This window comes from Halomonas binhaiensis (genome assembly GCF_008329985.2).
GTDB classification, from domain to species: Bacteria; Pseudomonadota; Gammaproteobacteria; order Pseudomonadales; family Halomonadaceae; genus Halomonas; species Halomonas binhaiensis.
The window spans coordinates 1,647,609-1,662,658 of sequence record NZ_CP038437.2 but is presented as its reverse complement, the minus strand read 5'-3'; the positions used below and the strand labels follow the sequence as shown (position 1 = coordinate 1,662,658).

Annotated in this window: 12 protein-coding genes; all 12 read right to left on the bottom strand. The window is 57.4% G+C overall.

Annotation, left to right across the window (positions count from 1 at the left end; translation table 11 throughout):
- Window positions 1-164: 164 nt before the first annotated feature.
- Window positions 165-1,076, bottom strand: coding sequence for a UDP-3-O-acyl-N-acetylglucosamine deacetylase (gene lpxC, locus E4T21_RS07265; RefSeq protein ID WP_149284366.1), 912 nt, complete (start codon window positions 1,074-1,076; stop codon window positions 165-167).
- A 144-nt stretch (window positions 1,077-1,220) separates the two neighbouring features.
- Window positions 1,221-2,405: a cell division protein FtsZ gene (gene ftsZ / locus E4T21_RS07260; protein ID WP_149284365.1), complete on the bottom strand. Its 1,185-nt coding sequence runs from the start codon at window positions 2,403-2,405 to the stop codon at window positions 1,221-1,223.
- A 34-nt stretch (window positions 2,406-2,439) separates the two neighbouring features.
- A complete protein-coding gene (gene ftsA, locus E4T21_RS07255; RefSeq protein WP_149284364.1) occupies window positions 2,440-3,729 on the bottom strand; it encodes a cell division protein FtsA in 1,290 nt (429 codons plus the stop codon).
- Window positions 3,730-3,928: 199 nt separating this feature from the next.
- A complete protein-coding gene (locus E4T21_RS07250; RefSeq protein ID WP_149284363.1) occupies window positions 3,929-4,654 on the bottom strand; it encodes a cell division protein FtsQ/DivIB in 726 nt (241 codons plus the stop codon).
- A 2-nt stretch (window positions 4,655-4,656) separates the two neighbouring features.
- The gene (locus tag E4T21_RS07245) at window positions 4,657-5,580 is read right to left on the bottom strand and encodes a D-alanine--D-alanine ligase (protein WP_149284362.1); all 924 of its coding nucleotides are present in this window, start codon (window positions 5,578-5,580) and stop codon (window positions 4,657-4,659) included.
- Window positions 5,580-7,049, bottom strand: coding sequence for a UDP-N-acetylmuramate--L-alanine ligase (gene murC, locus E4T21_RS07240; protein ID WP_149284361.1), 1,470 nt, complete (start codon window positions 7,047-7,049; stop codon window positions 5,580-5,582). Before murC ends, E4T21_RS07245 begins: the two co-directional genes overlap by 1 nt.
- 7 nt (window positions 7,050-7,056) lie before the next feature.
- On the bottom strand, window positions 7,057-8,112 hold the full coding sequence (murG, locus tag E4T21_RS07235) for an undecaprenyldiphospho-muramoylpentapeptide beta-N-acetylglucosaminyltransferase (protein WP_149287090.1): 1,056 nt from the start codon (window positions 8,110-8,112) through the stop codon (window positions 7,057-7,059).
- Window positions 8,113-8,308: 196 nt separating this feature from the next.
- Window positions 8,309-9,544, bottom strand: coding sequence for a putative lipid II flippase FtsW (gene ftsW / locus E4T21_RS07230; protein WP_149284360.1), 1,236 nt, complete (start codon window positions 9,542-9,544; stop codon window positions 8,309-8,311).
- A complete protein-coding gene (gene murD / locus E4T21_RS07225; protein WP_149284359.1) occupies window positions 9,541-10,959 on the bottom strand; it encodes a UDP-N-acetylmuramoyl-L-alanine--D-glutamate ligase in 1,419 nt (472 codons plus the stop codon). The genes ftsW and murD overlap by 4 nt, the downstream gene beginning before the upstream one ends.
- A gap of 7 nt (window positions 10,960-10,966) precedes the next feature.
- The gene (gene mraY / locus E4T21_RS07220; protein WP_149284358.1) at window positions 10,967-12,049 is read right to left on the bottom strand and encodes a phospho-N-acetylmuramoyl-pentapeptide-transferase; all 1,083 of its coding nucleotides are present in this window, start codon (window positions 12,047-12,049) and stop codon (window positions 10,967-10,969) included.
- A gap of 9 nt (window positions 12,050-12,058) precedes the next feature.
- Window positions 12,059-13,435, bottom strand: a complete 1,377-nt coding sequence (locus E4T21_RS07215) for a UDP-N-acetylmuramoyl-tripeptide--D-alanyl-D-alanine ligase (protein WP_149284357.1) — start codon at window positions 13,433-13,435, stop codon at window positions 12,059-12,061.
- Window positions 13,435-15,045, bottom strand: coding sequence for a UDP-N-acetylmuramoyl-L-alanyl-D-glutamate--2,6-diaminopimelate ligase (locus tag E4T21_RS07210; RefSeq protein WP_149284356.1), 1,611 nt, complete (start codon window positions 15,043-15,045; stop codon window positions 13,435-13,437). The genes E4T21_RS07215 and E4T21_RS07210 overlap by 1 nt, the downstream gene beginning before the upstream one ends.
- Window positions 15,046-15,050 lie beyond the last annotated feature (5 nt).

Here is a 15,050-nt window from a genome sequence, read left to right as displayed (position 1 = left end):
GCCAGGTGCTTCCAGTACGACTCCACGCACTCGTACGTTCAAACTCTTCCACCTGTCCACCTGTCCACCTGCCAAACTTTTGTCTTCCCCTACCAAACACACTGCGGCCGCCCATTGGGCGGCCGCAGTGTGTTCAACGACTGATGGCTGATGGGGGCGAAGCATCAGGCCATGGCAGGAGCCGCATAGGAGATCGGCACCGGCTGGGACTCATCTTCGAAGGTGACAATTTCCCAAGCCTCAGGCTGCTCAAGCAGCGCACGGCACAGCATGTTGTTCAATGCATGGCCAGACTTCACGCCGCGGAACTCGCCAATCAGGCTATGCCCCAACTGATAGAGATCACCAATGGCATCCAGCACCTTGTGTTTGACGAACTCGTCGTCATAACGCAGACCACCCTCGTTCACGATACGGTAGTCATCGACCACGATGGCATTATCGAGACTGCCACCCAAAGCCAGATTGTTGGAGCGCAGATACTCCAGGTCACGCATGAAACCAAAGGTGCGAGCCCGAGACACTTCCTTGACGAAGGAGGTGGTGGAAAAGTCGACCACCGCAGTCTGCTTCTGATCCTCGAACACCGGATGATCGAAGTCGATGGCAAAGGAGACCTTGAAGCCCTGATGGGGCAGGAACAGAGCTTCCTTGTCGTCTTCACGCACCGAAATCTCACGCTTGATGCGGATGAACTTCTTCGGGGCGTTCTGCTCGGCAATACCGGCAGACTGGATAAGGAATACGAAGGGGCCAGCACTGCCATCCATGATCGGCACCTCGGGAGCACTGAGATCGACATAGCAGTTGTCGATACCAAGGCCAGCAAAAGCTGACATCAGGTGCTCCACAGTAGCTACCTTCTCACCGTCCTTCGACAACGCCGTACACAGCGTCGTATCGGTGACATTGGTTGCCTGGGCCGGAATGTGGACTTCCGGATCCAGGTCAGTGCGTACGAACACGATACCAGTATCGGCCGGCGCCGGGCGCAAGGTGAGGTACACCTTCTTCCCGGAGTGCAGGCCCACGCCAGTAGCGCGAATGACATTCTTTAGAGTGCGTTGTCTGATCATGTGCAGTCGCCAGGCAGTCGTTTAGTTATCAAACACCGTTCACTATAACACCAAACAAGCGTTTCAACAAAAAAACCTCAACTGCCCTGAATGGCGCACCTCTGCGACAGTTTTCTTTAGCCCTTGAATGACTCGGGCCCTTGCTCAGTCAGCCTGACGGCGCAGGAAAGCAGGAATATCGAGATAGTCATCGAGATCCTGAGACTTGCGCGATTCCGGCTGCGGGCGCGCAGGCGCTTCCTGGGCTTCCGGCTTGCTTGCCACGGCACCTGACTGGCCGCGATGCATGACCGAATGCTGAGGACGCTGGCGCGTCACTTCCTGCTGGCGACGTGCAGCTGGCTGGCTGGCCGGCTTGTGCTGGGTGACCGGACGATCCAGGCCTGCAGCCACCACAGTGACGCGCAGTTCATCGGTCATGTCCATATCGATGGAGGTACCGACCACGATCGTTGCATCCTGGGAAGCAAATTCCTGGACGGTTGCCCCTACATCATTGAACTCGCCGATGGACAGGTCCGGACCAGCAGTGATGTTGACAAGGATGCCACGAGCACCATGCAGATCGATGTCTTCCAGCAGCGGGCTGCGAATGGCTTTCTCGGCGGCCTCGCGGGCACGGTTTTCCCCGATGGCACCGCCAGTTCCCATCATGGCCATACCCATCTCGGACATGACAGTACGCACGTCGGCAAAGTCGACGTTGATGATACCGGGGCTGGTAATCAGCTCGGCGATTCCCTGGACAGCTCCCAGCAGAACATCGTTGGCAGCACTGAAGGCCGTCAACAACGTCGCGCTCTTACCGAGCACTGACAACAGCTTCTCATTGGGAATGGTGATCAGAGAGTCCACATGCTCTGAAAGCTCTTTCATCCCTTCTTCAGCAGAGCGCATGCGCTTCGGGCCTTCGAAGGGGAACGGACGGGTTACCACTGCAACGGTGAGGATACCCAGTTCCTTGGCCACCTGGGCCACCACCGGAGCACCACCTGTCCCAGTACCACCACCCATGCCAGCAGTGATGAACACCATATCGGCGCCATCCAGCAACTCGGCGATACGCTCGCGGTCTTCCAGAGCTGCCTGGCGTCCCACTTCAGGGTTGGCGCCAGCGCCCAGTCCCTTGGTGATCTCTGTACCCAGCTGCAGCACGGTCTTTGCTGAACAGCGCTTCAGTGCCTGGGCATCAGTATTGGCGCAGATGAACTCCACACCTTCTATGTTGCTTTCCACCATGTGGTTGACAGCATTACCGCCGCCACCGCCCACACCGATGACCTTGATGACCGCACTGCTTGAGGGTGCACTATCTACGAGTTCGAACATTTGCCCCGTCTCCTGAGCCGCGATAGCGGCCCGTTTAAAAATTTCCTTTGAACCAGCCCTTAATCTTTTCCAGCGCCGAAGGTCCTTCCTCTGGTCCACGCCGGGAGACGTCCTCGCGTCTCGGTTGCTCCGAGATTATGCCACCCTGCCCTTGGCGGCCATGACCCTGATGAGCCTGATGTAAAGCGTAATGTAACAAACCAACGCCCGTCGAATAAATTGGATTACGCACGACGTCGGCTAGACCACGAACATTCTGCGGACAGGCAATCCGAACCGGCATATGGAAGATTTCTTCCGCCAGTTCAACCACCCCTTCCATGCGTGCAGTGCCGCCAGTCAATACGACACCTGCAGCAACGAGGTCTTCATATCCGCTACGCCGCAGCTCATCCCGAATCAGGGTGAAAAGCTCCTCGTAGCGAGGCTCGACGACTTCGGCCAGAGACTGTCGCGATAAATCCCGCGCAGGTCGGTCACCAACACTGGGAACCTTGACCATCTCATCAGCTGAGGCCAGTTGAGTCAGAGCACAAGCGTACTTGACCTTGATTTCCTCGGCATACTGGGTCGGTGTACGCAGTGCCATGGCGATATCATTGGTCACCTGGTCACCTGCGATCGGAATCACAGCAGTATGGCGAATAGCACCTTCAGTAAACACCGCAATATCGGTAGTTCCACCACCGATATCGACCATGCACACTCCGAGCTCACGCTCATCTTCTGTGAGCACCGCATGACTGGAAGCCAACTGCTCCAGGATGATGGCATCAACCTCGAGGCCACAACGACGGACACATTTCTCGATGTTCTGAACTGCATTGAGCGCTGCGGTAACCAGATGGACGCGTGCTTCCAGGCGCACTCCCGACATGCCAAGAGGTTCGCGGATGCCACCCTGAGTGTCGATGGCGAATTCCTGGGGCAGAACGTGCAATACGCGCTGCCCTTCGGAAATAGCCCGGGCCCGCGCAGAATCGATCACTCTGTCAATATCGGAAGGAGCGACTTCGCGCTCCTTTATTGCCACGACCCCATCGGAGTTCATGGAACTGATATGGCTGCCGGCGATACCGACATAGACAGAATGGATATCACAGCCAGCCATCAGCTCAGCTTCCTCTACCGCACGCTGGATCGACTGCACGGTAGACTCGATATTGATCACGACTCCCTTTTTCATTCCTCGGGAGGGGTGAGAGCCGATACCGGCGATTTCGATACCACCATCGTCAGTGGGCTGCCCCACGATCGCGACGACCTTGGATGTTCCGATATCCAGCCCGACTACCATATTGGACACGTTGGATGGACCTGCCATGAGTCGGGAATTCTCCTCGAATCGATCCCACTAAATAGGGAACTTGTCACTAATAAAAAAAACCTGGAACGATTATAGAAACAAGAGCACTTGTTCTACCACCCCAGATGCACTGTTATTTCAACATTAAGGGTACACCCTTTAAAAGGAAATACCCTAAATTTGAAGATAACCATTCAACAGCGCCGGCGTTTATTGATCACCCTCGCTTGTCATCAGTTCCATTCACAGGCTCCGTCTCACCATGCCAGGCGACAGCGACACCATTCGGATAGCGCAGATCGATGTATCTAATATGCGACGCAACTTCACCAAGTTCTCTGTTCCAGGCAGCATCAAGGCGCGCTAAACGTCCATCAAGATCACTACGTCCGAGCATTATCCATACACCATCTTCGAACTGAAAGCGCCAGGCGCCCCTAGCTTCCAGACTCAACTGCTTGAGCTTCATGTCCATTTTATCGAAGCGTTTAGATAGCTCACCATAATAGGCCAGGACTTCCTGACTCGACCCCTTGGGACCGGATAAATCCGGCATGTCGCCGGGTGGAGACACTGGTGCAAAGTCGAAGGGCTCACCTTCAGCATTGAGCAGTTGATCATCGTTCCAATGAGTTATCGGAACTTGCTCGGTCAACTCGAAAGTCAAGGCATTGGGCCACTCTCGACGCAGGCGAACTTCCTTGAGCCAGCCAATTTTCAGTGCTTCTTCACGCAGCGCGCCAAGGTCAACGGACAACCAAGTCTGCCCTTGCACGAGGGGAGCCAGTTTAGCCTTGAGATAATCGGCACCAGCGTAGTGCAGCTCTCCGCCTATCGATACTCGCTCGATAGGCCGATCCAGCCACACCCACAGCGCGCGGCCTCCTGCCCCCAACAACAAGACCAGCAACAGGACGCCGAGAAAAGTGCCGCGCCTAGTCATGATCAGCCACGCTCCTGAGCGGTAGCGAGGATTCGCAACACCAGATCATCGAAGTCAATGCCTGCATATGCTGCTGACTGCGGTACAAGGCTATGATCTGTCATCCCGGGCACCGTGTTGACCTCGAGCAGCCAGAAGCGATTGTCAGCATCACGCATGACATCGACACGTCCCCAGCCCTCGCAACCCACTGCCTCAAAAGCCTGGAGACACAAGCTAGCCAATACTTCTTCGTCTTCCCGAGAAAGGCCACAGGGCAAGTGGTAGAGCGTGTCATTCGACAGGTACTTGGCCTCATAATCATAGAAGCCGTTGGGTACTTCGACCCGAATCGCCGGTAACGCCCTGTCGCCAAGCACGGACACAGTAAATTCGTCTCCTACCACGAAACGCTCGGCCATGACGCGGGTATCAAAGCCTGCTGCATCCTGATAGGCCTTTTCCAGCTCACCGTGATCACGCACGATGGTGATGCCAATAGTAGACCCCTCGTGCACCGGCTTGACCACCAGAGGCAACCCCAGGCGCTCGACCACAGCACTCCAGTCCATGTCTGCACTCAGGGAAATGCTCTCGGGAGTCGGCAGCCCCATGGATTGCCACACTGCCTTGGTACGCAGCTTGTCCATCCCAAGGGCAGAAGCCAGCACTCCGCTGCCGGTATAAGGAAGACCAGCCAGCTCCAGGGCCCCCTGCAGGGAACCGTCTTCCCCACCTCTGCCATGCAGAGCAATGAACACGATATCGGGAGATAGCGCCTCGAGACCGGCCAGACCACCTTTGGCCAGGTCATAGCCGACGGCATCGACACCTCCTCGCTGGAGAGCAGCAAGAATTGCACCGCCACTCTTCAATGACACCTCTCGCTCGGCACTGTGCCCACCATAGACCACGACGACATGTCCGAAATCTTTATCCTGTGTCATCACAGAGCCACCTCATCCAGCTTCAAACAAGCGGTAGCAAGATGCTGGGAAATCCCTCCCACATCACCTGCTCCTTGGGTAATCAAGATATCACCGGGTAGCAGCACCTTGGCCAATAGCCCTGGTAGTTCTGTCTTGTCCTGGACAAAAATAGGATCCAGTCCTCCACGCTGACGAATGGAACCGGCCAGGCTGCGGCTGTCAGCACCAGGCACGGGCGCTTCCCCGGCGCTGTACACATCGAGCAGCAACAGCGTATCCACGCCGGCAAGCACCCGCACGAAATCTTCATACAGATCGCGGGTACGGGAATAGCGATGTGGCTGGTAGACCATGACCAGGCGGCGCTCGGGCCAGCCGTCACGAACCGCTTTGATCACCATTTCCACTTCACGAGGATGATGGCCGTAATCATCGACCAGCATCACCTCACCATCACCTTGTGGCGCAGGGAAATTCCCCTGAACCTGAAAACGCCGGCCCACACCGGCAAAACCTGCCAGACCACGGCAGATGGCGTCATCGCCCACTCCGGCATCAGTCGCTACGGCAATGGCAGCCAAGGCGTTGAGTGCATTGTGACGACCAGGCATGGCCAATTGCACCGCCAGAGGAGCATGCCCTTCCGGTCTCACGGCAGTGAAGCGGATCTCGCCGGCGCTCTGGGAGAAGTCTTCGATGCGATAATCAGCATCCCCGGAAAAACCGTAAGTGACAAACTGGCGATTGATGAATTCAAGCAGACCACGCACGTTGTCGTCATCGAGGCACAGAACAGCTAGACCATAGAATGGCAGATTGTGCAGGAATTCGATGAACGTCGACTTGAGGCGCTCGAAGTCACCGCCATAGGTGCTCATATGATCGGCGTCGATATTGGTAACGATACTGACCATCGGCTGCAAGTGCAGGAATGAAGCATCTGACTCATCCGCTTCGGCTACCAGGTATTCTCCCTTGCCCAACTGGGCATTGGTCCCTGCGCTGGTCAACTTGCCACCGATGACAAAGGTCGGGTCGAGACCGCCCTCCCCCAACAACGTCGCTGTAAGACTGGTCGTGGTGGTCTTGCCATGCGTACCCGCCACAGCGATACCATGTCGGAAGCGCATCAGCTCCGCCAGCATTTCAGCTCGACGCACGACTGGCACACGGTGCTCATGGGCCCACAGCAGCTCGGGGTTTTCCTGGTTCACAGCGGTGGACACCACCACCACATCAGCCTGCTCTGCATTTTCAGCGCGATGACCGATGAACACTTTCACACCACAGCTCTTCAGCCGTTCAACCACAGCTGAGTGCCTCAGGTCACTGCCACTGACGCTATAACCCTGGTTAGCAAGAACTTCGGCAATGCCACACATCCCGGCACCACCTATGCCGACGAAGTGGATGTTACGAATCCGGCGCATACCGAGGCCATGACCTCTGGAAATCTGGCCAGGCACCGGCCCATTGTCTTCTAACATGCTATTTTCAGTGCTCAAAAGCTGTCTCCATGCAACCTGCCACCAGCCGATCCACTGCATCAAGGTGAGCCTGGGCCCGAGCTTTCTGCGCCATTTCAGCAAGAGTGGCGGGATTGAGCAGCGTCGTCAGGCAATTGGCCAGCGTTGCCGCTGTCATATCACGTTGCTGCAACAATGCTGCAGCGCCTGTCTCGACCAATGCCTGGGCATTAGCCGTCTGATGATCATCCACCGCATGCGGAAAGGGAACGAATAACGCAGGCTTGGCCGCTGCCGCCAGTTCAGCCACCGTCAACGCTCCCGAGCGACACACCACCAGGTCCGCCCAATCATAGGCAGAAGCCATGTCACTGATGAAGTCAGTCACTTCCGCCTCGACACCCTGGTTGGCGTAATTCTGCCTAGTATCCGCATCCTTGTCCCGTCCAGCTTGATGACGGACTTCAGGACGTTGCGCTTCGGGTAACTGCGCGAGTGCCTCGGGCACGCCTTGGTTCAGCGCCAGAGCCCCCAGAGAGCCACCAACCACCAGCATTCTCAGGCGGCGTTCACTCATCTGCTCCAATTGCCGCGGAAACTCGCCGAGAACAGCAATCTCGTGACGGACAGGGTTACCGACCACCATCCCTCGAGGACCGAATGCCTGGGGAAAAGCGGCGTAGACTCGACTGGCCAAGCGGGCCAGGGCCTTGTTGGTCATCCCAGCTACGGCATTTTGCTCGTGAATCACCAAGGAGCGACGACTCAACCAGGCAGCCAGCCCCCCGGGGCCGCTGGCAAAGCCTCCCATGCCAACGACCAACTGTGGATCGAAGCGGCGAATCACAGCCCGGGCCTGGAAGACCGCACGCGTGAGGCGTAACGGCGCCAAGACCCAGCCACTCAGCCCACGGCCACGCAGGCCGCTGATGGCAATTCTGTTCAGAGGAATCCCGGCTTCAGGTACCAGGCGATTTTCAATGCCTCTGGGACTTCCCAGCCACTCGACTTCGATCCCTTGCTCGGCCAAGCCCTTGGCCAAGGACAAGGCAGGAATCACATGCCCGCCAGTGCCGCCAGCCATGATCAATGCACGCCTTCCCTGAGAGGCACCGATCACTTCAGCATCCTGTCTATCCAAGGAACCTTTTTCACTTCCATTCATAGGTCTTTCCCAGCTCCACTCAGGATGTTCTTTCCAGCCTCGCTGTGGATGTCTCGTCCAATCACACTCAGGGCTGTTTGCTCACCCGCCACAAGGCAGACTTTTCCACCACCACTCATGGCTTCACTCCTTGAGCATTGCTTCGCTGGCGAGTCCCGATACGCTGAGCAGTAGGAGCAGACTGACGTTGACGCTCGCGGGTCTCGATATCCACCCGCAGCAGCAGGGCCACCATGACACAACTGACAATCAGGCTTGAACCACCATAGGACAACAGCGGCAGCGTCAGTCCCTTGGTGGGCAACATGCCGCTGGCTACGGCGATATTGATAAAGGCCTGAGCACCTATCACCAGGGCAATGCCATAGCTGAGGTAGGCAGCAAAGGGCAACTGAGCCAGTTCAGCACGCCGCCCTACCGCCATGGCGCGCCACACGAGCAGAGCGAACAACCCGATAACGGCAATGGCACCGACCAGGCCAAGCTCCTCGGCCAGCACGGCGAAAACAAAGTCGGTATGAGCTTCCGGCAGATAGAACAGCTTCTGCACGCTGTTGCCCAGCCCCATACCAAATACCTGGCCTCGACCAAAGGCAATGAGTGCCTGTGTCAACTGATAGCCACTGGCAAACTGATCCGCCCATGGGTCAGTGAAACTGGTCAGACGCGCCATACGATAGGGCTCTGCCACGGCAAGCAATGCCCCCAGCAACCCAACTCCGATGAACAGCAGGATAAAGCGTCCCCAGGGGGCGCCCGACATCAGCAACATGCCCATGACACATCCGGTCATCACTACCACAGCGCCATAATCCGGCTCGAAGATGAGCAGGAAAGCATATACCCCAACCACCGCCAGGGGACGCAGGAAAGCCCCCCATTGAGTACGCACCTGGGGCAAAAAGCGCTCCAGGTAGCCGGACATGTAGACAATCAGGCACAGCTTGGCGACCTCAGAAGCCTGCAGGTTGATGGGCACGCCTGGCACTGACAACCAGCGCTTGCTTCCATTGACCTCACGCCCTACCAATAGCACCAGGATCAGAAACCCCACACCGACCAGCAGCAACAACGGCCCATTGGCTTTCCACCAGGCCAACGGCACCCTCAAAGCCAGCGTTCCAACGACAACGCCAGCCAGCACAAAAATGCCGTGGCGAATGCTGAAGTACCAGGCATTACCGGTCAGACCGGAGGCCACTTCAGTGGAAGCCGAGGTCACCATCACCCAGCCAATCAACAGCAGCGAAAAGGTCGCTACCAGCAGCCAGCCATCAAAGGCATGATCACGCGTGGAAAGGCGCTCGCTGATATCTCCCAGGCGACGCCGGATCTTGCCCAATCGGCTCATGAATCCCCCTCAGTGAACCGCTTGACCCAGTGGCGAAAGGCATCGCCCCGAGCCAGATAGTTGGCGAATTGATCAAGACTGGCACAGGCGGGGGAAAGTAATACCGCATCGCCTGGTTCAGCAATCTCTCTTGCGTGTTCCATGGCAGCATCAAGTGTATCCACCCTGGTCAGTGCAACATGCCCTTCCAGGGCCGAGCATAGACGCTCGGCATCCTGACCAAAGACCACCGCCTCCCGTGCATATTGAGACAAAGGCTCGGCCAGAGGTCGAAAATCCGCCCCTTTACCCACGCCTCCTGCCAGTAGAATCAGGCGCCCATCAAGGGTCGGACCCAGTCCAGCAATAGCCGCAATGGTTGCCCCGACATTAGTCCCCTTGGAATCATTGATCCAGGCAACACCATCGATGTCGGCAATCCATTCACTGCGATGTGCAAGCCCGGCAAAGCGTTTCAAGACCCCCTCCATGACCGCAACAGGCAACCCCAGTCGATGTCCCATTGCCATGGCTGCCAGAGCATTGGCCTGGTGATGACGCCCTTTGAGCTTCATGCTGGAAACCGGCATCAAACGCTCATTGCCATGGGCAAACCATAGCTGGCCATTGTGTTCGGCAATCCCCCAGTCATCGTCATTGGCAGGGGGCGACAGGGTAAAGCGCGATTGCGCCGGGAGCGGAGCCTCCGGCCATGTCATGTCGTCATCTGCATTGATCACGCCATGAGCCGCGCCCTTGAAGATTCCCAGCTTGGCATTCCGGTAACCCGCCATGTCGCCATGGCGATCCAGGTGATCCTCACTGAGATTGAGAAATGCTGCCGAATCGGCAGCAAGACACGGTGTTGTCTCGAGCTGAAAGCTGGATAACTCGAGCACAAACAGCTCTGCCTCGGTATCTTCCAGCAGGTCCAGCGCCGCCGTCCCCAGATTACCGCCTACAGCCACCCGGCAACCGGCCTGTCTGGCCATTTCACCGACCAGGGTCGTCACAGTGGACTTGGCATTGGCTCCCGTAATGGCAGCAATACGCCCTTGGCAAGCACGCCGGAATAAAGCGATCTCTCCGACCAGACGAGGCTCTCCTGTCTGTGGATTGATCTGGGCAAGCAACGGTGCCAGCACAGGATGATGAGGGTCGACGCCAGGGCTTTGCACCACCTCAAAGGCATCATCCAGACTCAGCCCATCCAACGGGCCAAGACGCAGCGCAACATCTGGAAAATCGCGCAGAAAGCCATCAAGTCCAGGAGGTACACCCCGGGTATCGACGACCATGAAACGTCGCCCGATACGTTTGAGATGGCGACAAATGGCCATCCCGGAAATACCAAGCCCCACGACGACCGTAGTGCCTGGCGGCACTCGGTAATCCTGGGGCAGGAAGGTATTAGGCAGGTCGCATTCGGCGGCCATGACTACCTCAACGGATCTTCAGTGTGGCCAATCCCATCAGGACCAATATCACAGTAATGATCCAGAAACGTACGATGACCCGCGGCTCGGGCCAGCCTTTCAGTTCGAAATGATGGTGCAGTGGGGCCATACGAAAAATGCGTCGCCCTGTCAGCTTATAGGAACCCACCTGCAGGATGACCGAGATGGTTTCCATGACAAACACACCGCCCATGATGAACAACACCACCTCCTGGCGCACAATTACCGCCACGACTCCCAAGGCTGCACCTAACGCCAAGGCACCGACATCTCCCATGAATACCTGAGCCGGGTAAGTGTTGAACCAGAGGAAACCAAGCCCTGCACCAGCAATGGCAGAACAGAATACCGCCAGTTCACCGGAGCCGGGAATCAGGGGCATCTGGAGGTACTCGGCAAATACCGAGTTGCCACTGGCATAGGCAAATACCGCCAGGCCCATGGCCACCATGACCGTCGGCATGATGGCAAGGCCATCAAGGCCATCGGTGAGGTTGACCGCATTTGAGCTGCCTACGATGACCAGATAGCTGAGGACGACGTAAAAAGCTCCCAGAGGCAGGACAAAATCCTTGAGAAGCGGCAGCGTCAAGCTGGTTTCCACGTCGGAAGCTGCCGTGACATACAAGACGACAGAAGCACTGAGACCAATCACCGACTGCCAGAAATACTTCCAGCGTGCCGGCAGGCCTCGAGGATTCTTTTCCACCACCTTGCGGTAGTCATCCACCCAGCCAATCGCGCCGAAGCCCAGCGTCACGATCAATACGATCCATACATAGTGATTACTCAGATCCCCCCACAGCAAGGTGCTCACTGCCATGGCCATCAGGATCATGGCGCCGCCCATGGTCGGCGTACCGGCCTTGGACAAGTGGGATTGAGGACCGTCGTCACGCACCGCCTGACCTATCTGGCGCTCGACCAGACGACGAATCATCAACGGACCCAGCCATAGGCACAATACCAATGCCGTGATCGTGGCCAGGATCATCCGCAACGTAAGATAACCAAAGACGTTGAAGGCGCTCTGGTGCTGCGCCAGGAGTTCAGCCAGAAAAAGCAACATGTATCAGTTTCACCTTGAAACATCCGGCCGCAAGGCCGCCACGACGTGTTCCATTCCCGTGGCCCGTGAGCCTTTTACCAGCACGCTGGCATCCTTGGGAAGCTGGCTCAGCACATGGCGGATCATCGCCGCTTGATCAGAAAAATGGACTCCGCCTTCACCGAAGGCATGGCTCGCGATCTGCGCCGCGTCGCCTAGAGTACCGAGAAATTCCACCCCTTGTTCCCGCGCATAGTGCCCGATCTCGGCATGCAGCCGATCCGATTCGGCACCCAATTCCCCCATGGCGCCAAGCAGGCACCAATGAGGTCCTGGCAAACTCATCAACGTATCGATGGCCGCCTTCATCGCTCCCGGGTTGGCATTATAGGTATCGTCAAGCACCCGAGTGCCATTCATGCCGTCGACTACGGTCAGTCGCCCTTTCATTGGAGCGACTTCACACAGCCCGGCAATAATATTGCTTTCGCTCACTCCCATGGCCAGTGCAGCTGATGCTGCCGCCAGTGCATTCGCTACATTATGGCGTCCCATCAACGGCAACTGAACCCGCCCCAGAGGGCGATCATCAAAAGTCAGCGTGAAAGCATAGCGTCCGAAATCATCACAAGCCAGAGAGGATGCCATGACACGGGCCTGTCTGGACAAGGAGAAGTCCATCACCTCTCGAGGTGCCGCCAGACTCGACCATAGCGGGAAGAATGCATCGTCTCGATTGAGCACAGCGATACCATTCTCCGGCAGCCCGGCGAGAATCTCTGCCTTGGCTTGAGCGATACGCCCAAGTCCGCCGAATTCTCCCACATGAGCGCCTGTGACATTGGTTATCACCGCAACCTGCGGCTCGGCCAATTCCGTGGTCCAGGCAATTTCCCCGAGATGATTCGCGCCAAGCTCCACGACGGCCCGGCCGTGTTCTGGCTGCAGAGCCAGCAGCGTCAATGGGGCACCGATATCATTATTGAGATTCCCCTGGGTCGCTAGAATCTCGCCTTCACGTGACAGCAGCGTGGCAAGCATCTGCTTGACGGTTGTCTTGCCACTGTTGCCTGTCACTGCCACCAGAGGACCTCCCCAGGCGCGACGACAGGCACGGCCCAGCAATCCCAGGGCCATGCGAGTATCACCCACGACGAATTGAGGCAGAGGGTCATCTACTGGCCGCTCCACTACTGCGGCTACGGCCCCTGCCTCTCTCGCCTGGGGAAGAAAGTCGTGAGCATCAAAGTGCTCGCCACGTAACGCCACAAAAAGCGCACCTGTGGATAACCGCCGCGTATCAGTGAGCACGGCACTTACCAGGACTTGTGCATCAGCACCTTCAGGCAAGGCAAGCCCGAGAGCAGTGGCAATATCACTCAGGTTCTTCAGACCAAGGATATTCATCAGCTATCACCTTCCCGGTGACCTTGATGAAGGGGGCGTTCCTTAGGTCCATTGAGATCTTCTTTCGCAATCCCGCTGGAGGCCTTTTCTGCCACCGCGCTGTGTGCCTTTCCTACCATACCGCTGAGGGCTCTCCGTGCTTCGACCAGATCCGAGAAATCATGACGCACCCCATGAACCTCCTGGTAGGTTTCGTGGCCCTTGCCTGCGATCAGCACCACGTCATTGCTTCCTGCTTCACGGATAGTGCGCTCGATAGCGACGGCACGCTCGGCAATATTCCAAGTGCGCTCGAGGTCTGCCGCCGAAAGCCCGTCCAGCATGGCGGCCCGGATGGTCGCGGGATCCTCGCTGCGCGGATTATCATCAGTAATCACCACCCTATCGGCAAGCTTGGCTGCGGCCTGCGCCATCAGCGGACGCTTGCCAGTATCGCGGTCACCACCACAACCGACCAGACACCACAACCTTCCTTTACCCGGCAAATGTGCCTTCAGCCCCTGCAGGGCATTTTCCAGGGCATCCGGGGTGTGGGCGTAGTCAATCACGACAGTGGGAACGTCACCCGCTTCCTGTGTGACAGGTTGCATCCGCCCCGGGACCGGCGTCAGGTTCTCGGCAGCAGCGAACAGCGCATCAAGCCGTGCCCCCATGCCATAGAGCGTCGCCATGGCCAACAGGACATTGTCCAGGTTGAAGCGCCCCATCAGTGGTAGCACCAGCACTTTCTCGCCTTCCGGAGTGGCAATCAGGGCACGCTGGCCATCAAGGCGAGGATTCCAGTCAAGCACCCGCAGAGACACGGATTCGTCTTCTCCGGTGGCCAACACGCGCACTTCCTTGGCCACCCCCGCCAACATCAGGCGCGCCAGGCTGTCATCGCCATTCACCACGGCCAGCCTCAGACCGGCCTGCTGAAACAGTTTTGCCTTGGCAGCGGCATAAGCCGCCATGCTGCCGTGATAGTCCAGATGATCTCGCGTCAGGTTGGTAAAGACGGCAGCATCAAAGCGACAACCGGCAATACGCTCCTGGTCCAGTGCATGGGATGACACTTCCATGGCAACCCGGTAGATGCCTGCTTGCGCAAGCTCTCCCAGTTGACGCTGTAGTGCAAGAGCCTCTGGTGTTGTCAACATGCCCTGCTGCAACCCACCGGGGCGACCATGCCCAAGGGTGCCAATGATTCCCGCCTCGACACCCAAGGCAAGAGACAATTCGGCAATATAGTGGGTTACTGAACTCTTGCCATTGGTGCCAGTGACACCGATCAGTTCCATATTGTCAGGAACCTGATAGAGCTCACGAGCAAACTCGCCAAGCCTTGCACGCAAGCCATCGAGCCATACCACCCGATCATCGTCGATGGACTGGCTCGCTCCTCCGGCTTCGGCCAGCACCATCATGACCCCCGTGTTCAGGGCCTGATAGATATAGTCACGTCCATCGGCAGCCACGCCAGGAATGGCAATAAACACGTCTCCAGTGCCCAGTTCGCGGCTATCGGTAGTCAAAGTGGTGCTGGCCTGGGCATCGAGCCCTTCAGGCAACCGGCACTCAGGCCAGCGCCGGGTCATTATGCTTACCAGATGTGCGACAGCTAGGGTCATGGTCA

What these genes read in the sequence shown, in the direction of transcription:
- mraY (WP_149284358.1), bottom strand. Translation starts at nt 12,049, where the DNA reads ATGTTGCTTTTTCTGGCTGAACTCCTGGCGCAGCACCAGAGCGCCTTC.
- lpxC (WP_149284366.1), bottom strand. Translation starts at nt 1,076, where the DNA reads ATGATCAGACAACGCACTCTAAAGAATGTCATTCGCGCTACTGGCGTG.
- E4T21_RS07215 (WP_149284357.1), bottom strand. Translation starts at nt 13,435, where the DNA reads ATGAATATCCTTGGTCTGAAGAACCTGAGTGATATTGCCACTGCTCTC.
- ftsW (WP_149284360.1), bottom strand. Translation starts at nt 9,544, where the DNA reads ATGAGCCGATTGGGCAAGATCCGGCGTCGCCTGGGAGATATCAGCGAG.
- E4T21_RS07250 (WP_149284363.1), bottom strand. Translation starts at nt 4,654, where the DNA reads ATGACTAGGCGCGGCACTTTTCTCGGCGTCCTGTTGCTGGTCTTGTTG.
- murC (WP_149284361.1), bottom strand. Translation starts at nt 7,049, where the DNA reads ATGTTAGAAGACAATGGGCCGGTGCCTGGCCAGATTTCCAGAGGTCAT.
- ftsA (WP_149284364.1), bottom strand. Translation starts at nt 3,729, where the DNA reads ATGGCAGGTCCATCCAACGTGTCCAATATGGTAGTCGGGCTGGATATC.
- E4T21_RS07210 (WP_149284356.1), bottom strand. Translation starts at nt 15,045, where the DNA reads ATGACCCTAGCTGTCGCACATCTGGTAAGCATAATGACCCGGCGCTGG.
- ftsZ (WP_149284365.1), bottom strand. Translation starts at nt 2,405, where the DNA reads ATGTTCGAACTCGTAGATAGTGCACCCTCAAGCAGTGCGGTCATCAAG.
- murG (WP_149287090.1), bottom strand. Translation starts at nt 8,112, where the DNA reads ATGGCTGGCGGCACTGGCGGGCATGTGATTCCTGCCTTGTCCTTGGCC.
- E4T21_RS07245 (WP_149284362.1), bottom strand. Translation starts at nt 5,580, where the DNA reads ATGACACAGGATAAAGATTTCGGACATGTCGTCGTGGTCTATGGTGGG.
- murD (WP_149284359.1), bottom strand. Translation starts at nt 10,959, where the DNA reads ATGGCCGCCGAATGCGACCTGCCTAATACCTTCCTGCCCCAGGATTAC.